The sequence below is a fragment of the Bacillus sp. PS95 genome (assembly GCF_037963565.1).
In the GTDB taxonomy this organism is placed as follows: Bacteria; Bacillota; Bacilli; order Bacillales; family Bacillaceae; genus Bacillus; species Bacillus subtilis.
In genome coordinates, this window is sequence record NZ_CP150160.1 from 2,082,695 (window position 1) to 2,096,973 (window position 14,279).

Here is a 14,279-nt window from a genome sequence, read left to right on the forward strand (position 1 = left end):
GCTGTTTCGTATTTTTCATTCAGGAAACTGAACATGGCCCGGTACAGTATAGGCTTTGGACGTTCCGCTTTCAGGCAGCTTTGGAATGGTGTCTTTCACAACTTTTCCGCGGATGTCAGTCATTCTGACTTTGAGAGAGCCTGTCCCTAAATTCGTACTCACAAAATGGTTATAGTCCATTTTCTCCATGTTGATCCATTTACCATCCTTTTCATATTCCATTTTCATAACAGGATACTTGTGATTTCTGACTTGGATTGCTGCCCACCACCTGCTGCTGCCTTCTTTGATCCGGTACGTGAAATTGCCGGTGATTGGGGCTTTGACAACACGCCATTTAATATTGATTTTTCCGTCTTTCATATTGCCGATTTTACGGAAGGCATTAGGTGACAGATCAAGAGCTCCCCGAGCGCCTTCGGGATAAAGATCAGTAACATATACGGTTGTTTTCCCTTTTGGCCCTTCAACTTCCAAATAAGAGCCGGCAAGTGCTGCTTTTACTCCTCCGTAATTGAGATCCGCCGGATTTATTGCAGTAATCACCATATCGGAAGGAATGGGATCCAGCAGGAAAGCTCCTCCTGAATAACCTGACCCTGTATACGTTGCATAACCTTCATGCAGGTCGTCATATGCTGCCGAAGCTTGCGGGGAAAAACAGAAGATCGTCAACAAAACCATACCAACAAATGCACTCATGATCTTTTTCATATTTGGTCCTCCTCAAACCAGACTTCAAATGAGAATCATTATCATTATAAGACTCAATCCATCTGGTTTGAAAGAGGAAATAGATTCATAGATGCTTTTAAGGCAAATTCACTATCATTCATATATCAAATGTAGGTACTTATGAAAAAGCCAATACAAATGAACGAATGTGCACTTCAGCCGAATGTCTTATTTTGCCCTCTCAAAATTCGCATAACAATAACGAAATGAGACAGGCTGTTGTGATAACAGCTATACAGGAAAAGCTATTTTTCCCCGCTCAGTTTCAACTTAGCTGTCATCATGATGCCAAATATCAGCACAATCGGAACCCAAATAATGAAGTGATAAAAATCAGGCTCAGCCAGAGCAACAATAATAGCCCCCACACAATACAAAATAATAGCCAGTGCTCTTAACACAGTATCTCTTAAGAAAGTCTTCTTCTGCATCTTAAAAAACAATCGGCCGGATATATCCTCTAAAAGAGAAGCCAAAGTGCCGGTCAACACAGTTGAAGAAATACCTGCGATCCCCAGTTTTTTTGCTGCTGTAGTTTGAATCCCCATAGAAATGCTCATGAGTATAATTAGAATGTGCACAGGAACAAAAGCCCGGTAAAAAGAAAGACAAGCAAAGACAAACAAAATGAATGCTTCAAGTGCGAGGGCTTTTGTCACAGCAGAAGGCCAAAGGGTATTTTCCGCCTTTCCGACCATCAATGTGGCAATGATCACGCCGCATATAAATCCGATTAGCGCAGTCAAGGAATTAAAAACAGTGACCTGAATGGATTTGCCGATAGCTAACCCCAATAATACAATGTTTCCAGTCATATTAGCTGTGAACACATGTCCCAGGCTTAAATACCCGATTACATCCACGATTCCAGCTGTTAAACATAAAAGTGATAGCAAGGTGTTTCGATAAGCTGCTGCAGTCAACGGTGTATCAATCCTTTCTTCTATTTTAATTGTTAGTATGTCTTTTGGCGCAATCTGTATTTTTTAAGTAACCCAACATTAATTAGGAAGATAGAACCTATCATTCATTTCCATTAACTGTAATAATAATCCCCGCAAGGAAATGATTAAAATTGAAAGGAAGCATATTGTGATGAAACGACTTTGTTTATGGTTCACCGTCTTTAGTTTGTTTTTGGTTCTCTTGCCTGGAAAAGCATTAGGTGCAGCCGATTTTCCGAATACCTCAACAAATGGCCTTTTAGGTTTTGCCGGAAATGCCAAAAATGAAAAAGGCATTTCTAAAACGGGCACAACGGGTGGAAAAAACGGGCAGATTGTTTACATTCAAAGCGTAAATGATTTAAAAACCCATCTAGGAGGATCCACTCCGAAAATTTTAGTGCTTCAAAATGATCTTTCCGCATCTGCGAAAACAACAGTTACCATTGGCTCAAATAAAACACTCGTGGGCTCTTACGCGAAAAAAACGCTGAAAAATATTTATTTAACAACTTCATCAGCTTCTGGAAATGTCATTTTTCAAAATTTAACGTTTGAACACAGTCCGCAGATTAACGGAAATAATGATATCCAGCTTTATTTAGATTCCGGTATGAACTATTGGATTGATCACGTCTCATTCTCAGGTCATAGCTATAGTGCAAGCGGAAGTGATTTGGACAAACTCCTGTATATCGGAAAATCCGCAGATTATATCACGATCAGCAACTCAAAATTTGCGAATCATAAATACGGTTTGATTTTAGGATACCCGGATGATTCTCAGCATCAATATGACGGCTACCCTCACATGACAATCGCCAATAATTATTTTGAGAACTTGTATGTTAGAGGCCCAGGTCTGATGAGATACGGTTACTTTCATGTTAAAAACAATTACAGCAACAATTTTAACCAGGCGATTACAATTGCTACAAAAGCAAAAATATATTCCGAATATAATTACTTTGGGAAAGGCAGTGAAAAAGGCGGCATCCTTGACGACAAGGGCACTGGTTATTTCAAAGACATAGGCAGCTATCCATCACTCAACAAGCAAACCTCTCCGCTGACTTCTTGGAATCCCGGGTCAAACTATAGCTATCGTGTTCAAACGCCGGAATATACAAAAGAATTTGTCACGAAATATGCCGGATCACAAAGTACAACTCTGGTATTTGGCTACTGATATAAAAGAGGCCCTGCGTTAAAAACGCTGTGCCTCTTTTTATACTTATAGGCTATTTTTAAGCGATCCTTGTAACTCCATCAAGATCCAGCGTCGGTCAAACAAAAAAGCATATGTTCTTTTCCACAATAACTTCTTAACTGGCTTTCTTATTATACCAGTTTATCGCAAGTGAAAAGAAATCATTGTTCTGGACCTGTATTAAATGAACGTTCGTCCCACAAACTATTCAAAAACCCCTAAAAAGGATGATGGATATGTGCGGCAGGTTTACTTTGTACTCTGCATTTGATGATATTATTGACCAGTTTGACATCGATCAATTTTTTCCTAAAAGTGAATACCAGCCAAGCTATAATGTCGCACCATCACAAAACATCCTTGCAATCATCAATGATGGATCAAATAATCGCTTAGGCAAGCTTAGATGGGGACTTATTCCACCTTGGGCAAAAGATGAAAAGATCGGTTATAAAATGATCAATGCTCGAGCCGAAACAATTACCGAGAAACCGGCCTTTCGAAGACTGCTTGTCAGCAAACGCTGCATCATACCAGCAGACAGTTTTTATGAATGGAAACGGCTTGATTCCAAAACCAAAATCCCAATGCGGATCAAATTGAAATCATCTGCTCTTTTTGCGTTTGCTGGCTTATATGAAAAGTGGAGCACACATCAAGGATACCCTCTTTATACCTGCACCATCATAACAACTGAGCCTAATGAGTTCATGAAAGATATACACGACCGAATGCCGGTTATATTGGCCCATGATCATGAAAAGGAGTGGCTTAACCCCCAAAATACAAGCCCTGATTATCTGCAAAGTTTGCTGCTGCCTTATGATGCTGATGACATGGAAGCATACCAGGTTTCATCATTAGTAAATTCACCCAAAAATAATTCAGCTGAGCTTCTTGATGCAGAAAATCATATGTAGTGATTGAAATTCTCTAGCAAGAACTTGTCAAATAGCTTTGTTCCTTAGGTGCCAATCCCTCTAGTAATTATGAATATTTAGTACATAGATCAATTAGTTATTTTTAGCATCAGTTTGAAATAATTTTATTATGTAAACTTAAATAAGCAATGTTATCCCTTTCATATAATATAGTTTACATTTTTTTTATAAAATCGCTTCACTTTTCTATTTTGTCAGCAAAAAAACTGAACCACATTAAACTTATGAAACCTGCCGCACCTGTGATTGCAAATATGATATAAGCCCATAGAGGTAAATCCATACACTTTCCCTCCTAAGAATTAAATGAAATTTCTTTCATCTTACATGAAGGTCTTCTTTCTTTTGTTTATCCAGTGTAATACTTAATAATATGTTGATGAATGCAGCTGGAAAATATATAAATCCCACTCCAAGAATGCCTAGTATCGTACTTAAACTTACTATGTAATTCTTTGTCATCGTTTGACTATCAATCAATATTAGAAGTGAAATCAATCCAGCTAAAACACCTATAAACCAAGCATCGCCAACAGCATAAGAATCATCCAGCATCCCTAACCATCGCCCCAATATAGAGCTCCCAATGGCAGTCAAACTGGATAAAAATATGAGTGCTTTCATTTCTTGTCCTCCTTTAAAGCCAATCAAACTGGTAGAAATCGGCCATTGAATTCCCATTATCGAATGGTTATCATTTCCACATTAACATTTTAAAGCTCATTACAATACGATTCAAGCAGAAAAACCCTACATAACGTATATATAGGGATTTAATAAAACACAGGCCAACACCCAGCTCTAGTTACTTTAAGACCACTGTGTGATCGGTTCAGTCTTTACGTACCGGGATATTTCACAACAGGCACTTTCTTCTTACGCAGAGAATCAAGCATGACTGATCCAGCATTCAAGTTGCTTTGCACTAATTCTTTAGGCGTCAATGCCATCCACTGATTGAGTGACACATCTGCATAGCGGTTACTTTTGAACATTTCTAAAAACCATAATGTTTCTGTACCAGTATTTTGTATATAGTGGCCAGCATTAGAAGGTACGTATCCAACGTCGCCTGCTCTATAATCAAATGTGCGGGCAGTCCCATTTCCGATAAATACCGTCATTCGTCCCTGTCCTGTTAGATAATATTGCCACTCATCGCTTTTGGGATGCCAATGAAGCTCTCTCATCGCGCCAGGCTCAATCTGAACAAGTGCAGCGGCTATCGTTTTTGAAATTGGGAAGTTAGAAGAATCCACAATTCGTACACTCCCCCCTGGCATTTGAATTGGGGGTTGATTTAACAGCTCGTGTTTAAAGGTCATGGGGACTTTTCCATATGGTGACTGAATGTCTTCACTCGCGACTGATCCCGGCACATTCCCTTGGTAAATATAGACTTGCTCAGACGGAAGAGAGTTGAAAGCATTCTCTGGGACACCGAAATTTGCAGACAGAACGTCTTTTGGTGTGTGTGCAAGCCAATCTGAAATGGTTAACGTTGAAAACTCAGAAAAGTTTCCATCATCGAATACGAGCAGAAACTCGCAGTGTTCCAATCCCTGTATGGAATGCGGAATTCCTGCTGGGAAGTACCAAAGGTCGCCGGGACCAACATCAGCAATGAAATTTCGTCCGTCTTGGTCAACAGCGGTGATACGTGCCCGTCCCAAAAGCATATAAGCCCACTCCGCTTGCTTATGCCAATGAAGCTCACGGACGCCTCCCGCAGTTAAGCTCATGTTTACACCTGCAATCGCAGTCGAAATCGGAAGCTGTCTTACGGTGATTTCTCTTGACCAGCCGCCGTGATCTAATTTCATGGGAGCATCAGAGAATGAAAATCTCAAGTTAGGAATCATACCCTCATCTGTAACAGGCGGAACAAGTATATTCGGATTTTGAATATCCCGCATTATATTTCGCGGGCCTGCATCAATAGCTCCAGCTCCATCACTTCGAATAGGCTGTGGCACGTTTCTGTCTTCATGATTGATTGGTTGTTGTTCCAACAGCATGCACCTCGTTTTAGAAAATGAACAAGATTTTATTTCAGCCTATGCAGAATCTTAGATTGCTGTGCCTAGGAATCCGCAAATAAAAAAGTGACCACGAATGTGATCACAAATACAGCGAATAAGCTATTTTTTATACCATGGCTACTTATGTAATTTGATTTCTTCTGTCTGTTTTTTCTGGCCTGTCTTCCACTCCACTTTCACTAATACATCATGTCCTATCACTTCATCTTCAGACATATAATCAAAGGTGGCAATATGGTCCTCCATGCGTCCCCCACCTGGCATTTCATCACCTGTGTATTCTGACAAATCATAATTTTCCCTGTCATCATACATTTTACCATCTATGTATAAGGTGATTTTTTCTATGACAGTCCTCTTTTCGTCCTTCTTACTCCCCTGCCAATACAGATTTAGAAAATAATTGGGTCCAATTGAAGTTTTTCCTGATTTTTCAAGGTTAGACATCCACAGTCCGCTTTTCCCGCTGCCCTCATATTTCACTTTGTTTCCTGACACCATTACAAATAATGTAATGATGCAGATGATCAAGAATCCAGCAATGATCAATAGCCATTTCTTAATATTGTTCTTTTTTCTCATGTTTTTCCCCACTTCCCTAACTTTTTAGTAGGAAAATATGATCAAAATGTTACCGAAAAGAAAATAAAAAAGGGCTAATGATCTAACAGATGACTGTCTAAACTTTTGACTTAAATTAAAGTGCTCTCTAAAGACAAGATTAAAACGTATAACAGCTCTTAAATGCATTTTTTGTTTCATTGAGTCAAGAACCTTAAAATGGATTTTTATTATTAAAAATCAAGCTAGTGTATTAAGTAACTTTTCAAATTTATTTACACTCATGATCTCGTGAGTCACAAATCTCCCATCAAAAAAAACGCTAAAAGTTGTCCAAATAGCTGGTGACTTTTGTGCCTCTTCTTTCGATGATAACTGAATTGACTGAAATTGAACTCTGAAAATTTCGAAATTAGAGTTTTTTAATGATGAACGGGCTGCACTTGTTTAGGTTTCACTGTCATTATCAGTAAAATGTTAAGTTGAAATGCGCAGTCAGTCACAAAGTCTCTATTCGTATTCAATAAAGACTTTGTGATCATCAACAAACATTTCCCTCCCATCGGATAATGTATCCAAAAGGCCTCTGGTTCTTCTCTATAGTCATAAATCACAGTCACTTTAACATTTGACTCAGCTATGATTGGTTTTCCAACAATTATTTTCGTTTTTTCCTCAGGCAAAGTAAGAGATCGAATCACCAAAGCCATTCCATCTTTACTGTCTAATTAACGCCATCTTCAGTGAATTTAAAGGTCTGTTTTAAATTGCGTCCTTCTTGCCCCTTCTGTGTCCAAATTATAACAACCTCTAATTCAGAGGCCTTATCTGCCAGCATAAAATGATTGAACTTCAGCGGTGAGCCATCATTTAAACTTTCAGCTAACATTTTAGAATCTTCTTTTGGTTTGTCACAATTTTCATCGAGGCATCCAATAAGTGAAAATCTTGTGATTGAATCAGGATCATTTCTATACAATTGCACATCCACTGTAGCTGCTTTTCCCCCTATATTTTTGACTTCCAAGGAATATACTTGATATTCTCCTTTTTGAGGTCTCGCAAATTCCTTTACATTTTTTGCTTCACATACTTTTACTGACCACTGGTCTGTTTTTTGTGTAATAGGCAACACCGTAAAAGTCAGGGCATGCGCTTTTGATTGGCAAAACGTAAATCCAACTGCTGTAAAAACAATTACAGAAAATAATACCCTTTTCACTTCATTTATCCCTCCTTCCTTTCACTGGCCGCTCCTTAAAGAATTGATTTTGAGCAATCTACAAGCTCTCTTAACCAAAACCTTACCTGAGGTTTTGTCTTTACTGCTCTGCATTTATTTCTTTCGGTATCCGAGATGGAGCTTTGGGGATTTTTCTCAATTTGCTGTTTATCACATCAGAAGAGTATAGCGTAATAATCATACTTCCCCCATACCTTTTTGCCCGAATTAAGATTGGTTGGTTATATTGGTTTTGAAAGCGAAAGTCAGGACCTCCCCAGCTTACCGTCGCATCCCGTCCGGGCGGTACATATGGTACACTTCTAGTATGAGAATAGCGCTGAACGATCTGCAGTCCTGCACGATCAACTGCATTAAATAGAGTTGAGGACACCTGACAAATTCCTCCTCCTACACCTTCAGACAACTCCCCTTTTACAATAATGGGTGCACTTTTATATCCTTTGTTCCGAGTTCTCATTCCCACAACTTGGTTAAACGAAAACGTCTCATTAGGGAAAACAACGTGATTGTCGATTGCTTTTGCAGAAAGAGAAATATTGTGTGAACGGCTTTTATTGCTTGAGTTAAAATACGTCACGTACTGACCAAGCTGCTGCGTACTGATGTGAGCTAGCAGCTCGCTGTCAACTTTCGGATAAATGTTCATTTCCGGCACTTCTATCTTGGAGGGACCTTGCCCATAAAAATACGCATAAAACTTTTCCATAAACGCCTGTTGATACAGTTTGTAGCCAACCCTGCCCGGGACGATGCTTCCATGATCGTTAAGGACAGCATTTATCGGCTCACGGTACACTTTCTGATCAAGCTGTTTGATGAATTTACTGTATTTTTCATAGTCAACCATTGGAGTGCCGGGAAGAGGCATTGTAAAGTCTTCACGGTTAACAGTGGCAATCGTCCGTCCTTGCTGTGTGACCGTTAAACTGTCCTGCGGCTCACTCGGCTGAGCCAATAAAAAAAGACCAGTGATCAAAATTTGTATCATAAGTCGGTTTACCTCCCGATCATTAGTATGAACAGCCGCTTATCCTTTGATGTATTTCTTCCCATCGTTTGTTTGAATCTTTAGACGTTGATAAAAACCTTCATAAAAGAGCTTAGCTTTATGTTCACACCGATCCCTGAGCTCACTGAGGCACACGGTTCATTCAGTCGGCAAGTTTGAAGTAGTTCAGCATCTCCCAGTGATGAGGGATGCTTTTTTGTCTTGTAAAAAATGAAAAGGGTCTCCTATAACAACAACAAATCAATACATTTCAATATTTTTTTATTGAGAAACGATAAATTTTTTGTTACATTCAATTAGACAACAAATAAATGAGGTGCTTGTTATGAATCGAATGTCGACAATTTTTTTAAAGATAGCTTTGGTTCTTATTGGAATTCCAATTCTTTCTTTATGCATTTTTTTAGTGCCTAAGATAGCCAACTATTCAGCAGAATTATTTCCAAATATCGCTTATATAAAATATCTCGTTTTCATCTATTTGTATGTAACGGCGATACCTTTTTACTTTGCTCTTTATCAAGCGTTCAAACTTTTAAGCTATATTGACAAAAACAAAGCTTTCTCGGGTTTGTCTGTAAGAGCTTTGAAGAATATAAAATATTGCGCAGTCACTATCAGTATCTTTTACGCAGCAGGCATGCCTGTCTTTTATCTGATGGCCGAGATAGACGACGCCCCGGGTATCATTGTGATCGGATTGGTTATTATTTTTGCTTCAATGGTGATTGCGGTCTTTGCTGCTGTTCTTCAAAAACTGTTAAAAGAAGCGATTGATATAAAATCAGAAAATGACTTAACGGTCTGAGGTGATGACATGGCGATTATTATCAACATTGATGTGATGCTTGCTAAGAGGAAAATGAGCGTAACAGAGCTTTCAGAGAGAGTTGGCATCACCATGGCTAATCTTTCGATATTAAAAAACGGAAAAGCAAAGGCTATTCGATTATCAACTTTAGAAGCGATTTGCAAGGCTTTAGAATGTCAGCCCGGGGATATATTGGAATACCGAAGTGATGAAGACACAGGATTCGTAAAGAAAAAATATGAAGGATCAACAGAAAAATAAAGTGATTGGCGGTGAGCTTATGGACATAAACTTATATCCATCTAGCTGCTATACTAAGCGTCCCTTTCATACACGAAGAACACAACTATGGAGGAGGCATACATCATGAGAGCCATAAAACAAATCGTTCATTTTGGCTGGGAACAAGCCCTTTCATGTTTATTTCCTGCCGTTATTTTTGCCTCTTTGGCTATTACGCAAATCATCCCACTGCCCTTCTTGCCGCGATATGACTGGCTGCTCATTATCTGCGTTCTCATGCAATTGTGGATGGTGCGTTCCGGTCTTGAGACACGGGATGAATTAAAAGTGATCACATTATTCCACCTTATTGGGCTTGCTCTGGAACTTTTTAAAGTCCATATGGGCTCCTGGTCTTATCCAGAAGAAGGATACTCCAAAATATTTGGAGTACCTTTGTATAGCGGTTTTATGTACGCAAGTGTAGCCAGTTATTTGTGCCAGGCATGGAGAAGGCTTAAGGTTGAACTGGTTAAGTGGCCGCCTTTTTTTGCAGTTGTTCCGCTTGCCACAGCGATTTATTTGAATTTTTTCACCCACCATTTTTCTATAGACTTTCGATGGTGGTTATCTGGGCTTGTCATCATTGTCTTTTGGCAAACATGGGTTACATACGAGGTGAATGGAGCTCGTTACCGTATGCCGCTCGCACTTTCTTTTGTACTCATCGGATTTTTTATATGGATAGCGGAAAATATCGCTACGTTTTTTGGAGCTTGGAAATATCCAAACCAACTCGATACATGGAGTCTTGTACACCTTGGAAAGGTAAGTTCATGGCTCTTGCTAGTGATTGTTAGCTTTCTTATAGTAGCATCATTAAAACAAGTTAAGGAGCAGAGTCCCACAAAGGCAGAGATGGAGGAATCTTTTTCTTAGCATACAAGGTCCCAAATAGAGTGAAAAGCAACGTTCAAATGGTTGCTTTTTTCTTTTATGTAACTCTGCCGGTGAGTATTCATCTTCTTCAATTTCATCGCAACACGATAACTGATTCAGATTACAACTGCTTTCAACACCTTGACAAACTCATGCGCCGCCGGCGTTATCTCTTCAAATGAATGTGCGATGACGCCAATATCGCGTGTGACCCTAGGAAAGATGTCCTTTTTAATCAATTGATGCGGGATGGATGAAAGTGTAAAGTTTGAAATGATGCCGATGCCCAAGTTATTTTTGACCATATTAATCAAGGTTTCGGCATTTTGCACAGTCAAGTTTTCCTTTAATTCGATGTTGTATTGCGAAAATGCGTTTGACATCGCGATTTCATGACCGCCTTTACAAAAAATGAGGTCATCTTGATATGTTTCAAGGTCGACATGCTTTTCAAGTTTTAATTCGTTACGCTGCGGCGGGATGACGGCCACCATATAGTCGTTACACAGCAGCTGATTTTCAAATGGTTCAAATGGAGATGCTGCGATCCCGATATCAACCGTCCGATCCTCAACCCATCCTTTTATTTGGTCAGAGGTTCCTTCGATCAATTCTATGCGGATCAGCGGGTAGTTTGATCTGAATGCAGCAATCGCCTGTGGCATGATATTTGTTGAAACTGCAGGAAATGAACCGATTTTCACCTTCCCGTTTAACAGCTTGTTTTCCCGGTTGGCTACTTGATATATTTTGCTTTCAATTCCCTTCATTTGCCTCGCAAGCAGCAATATTTCTTTTCCGATGTCAGTCAGCATTAAACCATGATGTTTATCCCTGATCAATAATTTGAGCTGCAGTGAGCTCTCCAGGTTTTTTATCGCTTTGCTTACCGCCGGCTGAGAGATGAACAATTCTTTTGCCGCTTCTGTAATATTCAATTTCTCCCCGACTTTTACAAATATGTGAAGATGGTTCATATTCATAACCATTTGGTTATACCCCCAATAATAAAAATGTATTTCAGTTATACATAAATGTAACATATGATAGAAACCAGCACGATATTTAAACAAGAAAGGCGGCTTCATTATGGTAAAAGTTATGCTGGGAATCATATCTGTCACACTTATTTGGGGTTATACTTGGGTTGCGATGAAAGTAGGAATTCATGACATCCCCCCGCTTTTATTTTCGGGTTTGCGCCTGTTCATCGGAGCGGTTCCTTTATTTCTCATTCTCTTCATTCAAAGAAAAAAGCTTTCAATTAAAAAAGAACATCTCAAAAGCTATATCATCATGAGCCTCTTGATGGGGCTGGGCTATATGGGGATCTTGACGTATGGAATGCAGTTTGTCGATTCAGGGAAAACCTCTGTTTTGGTATATACAATGCCTATATTTGTTACGGTGATCAGCCATTTTACATTAAACGAGAAAATGAATGTGTATAAAACGATGGGACTGGTCTGCGGCCTCTTCGGACTGTTATTTATATTTGGAAAGGAAATGCTCAATATCGATCAAAGCGCTTTATTTGGGGAGCTGTGCGTCCTTGCGGCAGCGCTTAGCTGGGGAATCGCGAATGTGTTCAGCAAGCTACAATTCAAGCATATCAATATTATTCACATGAATGCCTGGCACCTTATGATGGGAGCCGTCATGTTATTGGTGTTTTCCTTTATATTTGAGCCGGTCCCTTCAGCCGAGTGGACATATCAAGCGGTGTGGTCATTGCTGTTTAATGGCTTGCTTTCCACCGGCTTTACCTTTGTCGTATGGTTTTGGGTGCTCAATCAAATCGAAGCGTCAAAAGCATCCATGGCATTAATGTTTGTTCCCGTATTAGCCCTATTCTTTGGATGGCTGCAATTGCACGAACAGATCACCATCAACATTATCCTCGGCGCACTGCTGATATGCTGCGGGATTTTTATGAATACATTTACATTTTCACGACGGAAAGTGTGAATGATATACATTTCCCCTGTCATTTGGGCTTCATGTGACAGGAGACGACTATTATGAGAAAGTCTTCTAGAATCCTGACGACAGCCTATTAAACAATGAAAAAAGCTAGTGTCTGCATGTGAGACATTAGCTTGGCTGGCGTTCAGGCCGGTGAGAATCTAGATTCTTTTTTATTACCATTCTGGCTGATCAAACTGAAAACCGTATAGACCTTTTACTTTAACATCTCCGCAATCTGGATCTTTTGTCAAAATCAAATAATGAGTCTTATAAGGCATCGTCTCAACTCGATCAGTTGCACTCAAATCAAAATGATCCCCTGAGAAGTTTTTTTCACTAACGGTTATTTCATATCCTGACAAAGTCATTCGCATGATTCTTGCGTTAATTGTACATCCTTCAGTATCGAAAATGGTGAATCTGTACCCAAAGTGAGATATCCAATGGTTTGAATTTAGGTCATCAGACTTCATAAACCATTTTTCATTCTCTGTCATTGTAAAACTCACTTTCTCCTCATCTTTCACGATAACGGCCGAAGCTTCCCCTACATGGATAGTCAAAGCCAAAAGAAATGTAAAAGCTAACATCAACATCTTTTTCAAAAGAGTTCCTCCCAATATCTTTTTACTTCAATATATTGGAAGGGTCTTTTCTGATCAAGACAGTCTTCTCCAAATGAATCTTTAGCACCATGAAATGAGCCTTAATAAGAACAGTTTTAACCCAAATCAAACTCTATTCGAAATAAGGCTTACCAATCTATATTCTTTTTAAAAGTTTCTGCATTTCTTTATATAGCTCCTAGACACATATAAAAAATGCTCCCATAAGTTCAGGAGCACTACAAAAAACTGCTAAAGTGTTTTCTATCGATTTATTGTATTCATTAGCTCAAAGAAGTATTCAGGCTTATAAGTCTTATTCAGCTTATACCATGAACGCAATGTATCTGGTGCAAATACTTCTAATTTTTTCAATACTTCTACCGCAAATTCCAGAGGAGCAATTCCTGATGCAGTAACCAAATTTTCATCAGATACTGCAGGTTCCTTTTCATATAGTGTTTCTCCTTTGTAATTAGGGCAGACCTTTTTCATATACTCTAGGTCATTGCTTGTGTGCTTTCTCGAATTTAAGTATCCTTCATTCGCGAGGCCCAAGGTTGCACCACAAATCGCAGCAATAGTCGTGCCAAGCTTTAAAGCGTCGCCAACTTTTTTCAAGATCGGCTGATGAATATCTTCTCCCCAAGTGTTTCCTCCGGGTAAAATGATAAGATCTTGACTCTCAAGAGTACACTCATCAAGAGAAATATCTGGTTTTATGCTTAATCCGCCCAACGTAGTTATCATTTCTTTATTAGCCCCTACTGTAACTACTTTTAAAGATGCTGCATCCTGTTTAAAATATCTCCCTGAGTTTAGTTCAGCAATTAAATATCCATATTCCCAGTCTGACATTGTGTGAAATACGTAGAGATAAACTTTTCTCGTTTGCATCCAATAACACTCCAATCACAATTGATAAAGCCTTCTAATAGATGACCTCGCTGACAGCCATTTTCAGCTTTTTTGTTGTTTCATATGTAATCGCCTATTCTTATATAATACCATGTAGGTGGGCAATTGCCCTTGTTCTCCCAACTTAT

At 39.1% G+C, this 14,279-nt stretch carries 17 protein-coding genes and 3 pseudogenes; 6 read left to right on the forward strand and 14 right to left on the reverse strand.

Annotated features, from left to right (window positions below; genetic code table 11):
• Positions 1-15: 15 nt before the first annotated feature.
• Together exlX and NSQ12_RS10415 are read right to left on the reverse strand one after the other, a co-directional pair.
• Positions 16-714: an expansin ExlX gene (gene exlX / locus NSQ12_RS10410; RefSeq protein WP_339176636.1), complete on the reverse strand. Its 699-nt coding sequence runs from the start codon at positions 712-714 to the stop codon at positions 16-18.
• A gap of 266 nt (positions 715-980) precedes the next feature.
• On the reverse strand, positions 981-1,658 hold the full coding sequence (locus NSQ12_RS10415) for a YoaK family protein (RefSeq protein ID WP_042975966.1): 678 nt from the start codon (positions 1,656-1,658) through the stop codon (positions 981-983).
• Between the two features lie 172 nt (positions 1,659-1,830).
• On the opposite strand from NSQ12_RS10415, the gene NSQ12_RS10420 reads away from it, so the two are divergent.
• Positions 1,831-2,868: a polysaccharide lyase family 1 protein gene (locus NSQ12_RS10420; RefSeq protein WP_339176639.1), complete on the forward strand. Its 1,038-nt coding sequence runs from the start codon at positions 1,831-1,833 to the stop codon at positions 2,866-2,868.
• Positions 2,869-3,125: 257 nt separating this feature from the next.
• Positions 3,126-3,809: an SOS response-associated peptidase gene (locus NSQ12_RS10425; protein ID WP_339176640.1), complete on the forward strand. Its 684-nt coding sequence runs from the start codon at positions 3,126-3,128 to the stop codon at positions 3,807-3,809.
• Between the two features lie 339 nt (positions 3,810-4,148).
• On the opposite strand, the gene NSQ12_RS10430 is transcribed toward NSQ12_RS10425, so the two are convergent.
• The 9 genes and pseudogenes from NSQ12_RS10430 to NSQ12_RS10470 form a co-directional block, all read right to left on the reverse strand.
• Positions 4,149-4,454, reverse strand: a complete 306-nt coding sequence (locus tag NSQ12_RS10430; RefSeq protein WP_004399414.1) for a membrane protein — start codon at positions 4,452-4,454, stop codon at positions 4,149-4,151.
• A 215-nt stretch (positions 4,455-4,669) separates the two neighbouring features.
• Positions 4,670-5,848 carry an oxalate decarboxylase gene (gene oxdD / locus NSQ12_RS10435; protein WP_339176642.1) on the reverse strand — a complete coding sequence of 393 codons (1,179 nt, stop codon included), beginning with the start codon at positions 5,846-5,848 and terminating at the stop codon, positions 4,670-4,672.
• A 141-nt stretch (positions 5,849-5,989) separates the two neighbouring features.
• Complete coding sequence (locus NSQ12_RS10440; protein ID WP_339176644.1) at positions 5,990-6,454, reverse strand: DUF4944 domain-containing protein; 465 nt, start codon at positions 6,452-6,454, stop codon at positions 5,990-5,992.
• A 24-nt stretch (positions 6,455-6,478) separates the two neighbouring features.
• Entirely contained in the window at positions 6,479-6,634 is a 156-nt protein-coding gene (locus tag NSQ12_RS10445; RefSeq protein ID WP_128484048.1) for a hypothetical protein, read from the reverse strand.
• A 39-nt stretch (positions 6,635-6,673) separates the two neighbouring features.
• Positions 6,674-6,829: pseudogene (locus tag NSQ12_RS10450) on the reverse strand (YoaP domain-containing protein); the annotation flags it as partial.
• Positions 6,824-6,996 (reverse strand): annotated as a pseudogene (locus NSQ12_RS10455) (hypothetical protein); the annotation flags it as partial. The pseudogenes NSQ12_RS10455 and NSQ12_RS10450, both read right to left, overlap by 6 nt.
• Positions 6,944-7,134, reverse strand: a pseudogene (locus tag NSQ12_RS10460) (hypothetical protein). The pseudogenes NSQ12_RS10455 and NSQ12_RS10460, both read right to left, overlap by 53 nt.
• 23 nt (positions 7,135-7,157) lie before the next feature.
• Positions 7,158-7,655 carry a hypothetical protein gene (locus NSQ12_RS10465; RefSeq protein WP_339176646.1) on the reverse strand — a complete coding sequence of 166 codons (498 nt, stop codon included), beginning with the start codon at positions 7,653-7,655 and terminating at the stop codon, positions 7,158-7,160.
• 100 nt (positions 7,656-7,755) lie between these two features.
• Positions 7,756-8,667: a VanW family protein gene (locus NSQ12_RS10470; RefSeq protein ID WP_015714063.1), complete on the reverse strand. Its 912-nt coding sequence runs from the start codon at positions 8,665-8,667 to the stop codon at positions 7,756-7,758.
• 346 nt (positions 8,668-9,013) lie between these two features.
• On the opposite strand from NSQ12_RS10470, the gene NSQ12_RS10475 reads away from it, so the two are divergent.
• From NSQ12_RS10475 to NSQ12_RS10485, 3 genes are all read left to right on the forward strand, one after another.
• Positions 9,014-9,496 (forward strand): DUF2975 domain-containing protein, encoded by a 483-nt coding sequence (locus tag NSQ12_RS10475; RefSeq protein WP_339174683.1) that lies wholly within the window; start codon positions 9,014-9,016, stop codon positions 9,494-9,496.
• Between the two features lie 9 nt (positions 9,497-9,505).
• On the forward strand, positions 9,506-9,760 hold the full coding sequence (locus tag NSQ12_RS10480; RefSeq protein WP_003231396.1) for a helix-turn-helix transcriptional regulator: 255 nt from the start codon (positions 9,506-9,508) through the stop codon (positions 9,758-9,760).
• A gap of 105 nt (positions 9,761-9,865) precedes the next feature.
• Positions 9,866-10,660 (forward strand): DUF817 domain-containing protein, encoded by a 795-nt coding sequence (locus NSQ12_RS10485; protein ID WP_339174685.1) that lies wholly within the window; start codon positions 9,866-9,868, stop codon positions 10,658-10,660.
• Between the two features lie 116 nt (positions 10,661-10,776).
• Here the strand turns inward: NSQ12_RS10485 and NSQ12_RS10490 are convergent, their stop codons facing one another.
• Positions 10,777-11,649, reverse strand: coding sequence for a LysR family transcriptional regulator (locus NSQ12_RS10490; protein ID WP_339174687.1), 873 nt, complete (start codon positions 11,647-11,649; stop codon positions 10,777-10,779).
• 100 nt (positions 11,650-11,749) lie between these two features.
• On the opposite strand from NSQ12_RS10490, the gene NSQ12_RS10495 reads away from it, so the two are divergent.
• Entirely contained in the window at positions 11,750-12,628 is an 879-nt protein-coding gene (locus tag NSQ12_RS10495; RefSeq protein ID WP_124058216.1) for a DMT family transporter, read from the forward strand.
• Positions 12,629-12,801: 173 nt separating this feature from the next.
• On the opposite strand, the gene NSQ12_RS10500 is transcribed toward NSQ12_RS10495, so the two are convergent.
• Both NSQ12_RS10500 and NSQ12_RS10505 read right to left on the reverse strand, forming a co-directional pair.
• Positions 12,802-13,233, reverse strand: a complete 432-nt coding sequence (locus tag NSQ12_RS10500) for a hypothetical protein (protein ID WP_033883973.1) — start codon at positions 13,231-13,233, stop codon at positions 12,802-12,804.
• A 264-nt stretch (positions 13,234-13,497) separates the two neighbouring features.
• Positions 13,498-14,130, reverse strand: coding sequence for a type 1 glutamine amidotransferase family protein (locus NSQ12_RS10505; protein ID WP_106073477.1), 633 nt, complete (start codon positions 14,128-14,130; stop codon positions 13,498-13,500).
• Positions 14,131-14,279 lie beyond the last annotated feature (149 nt).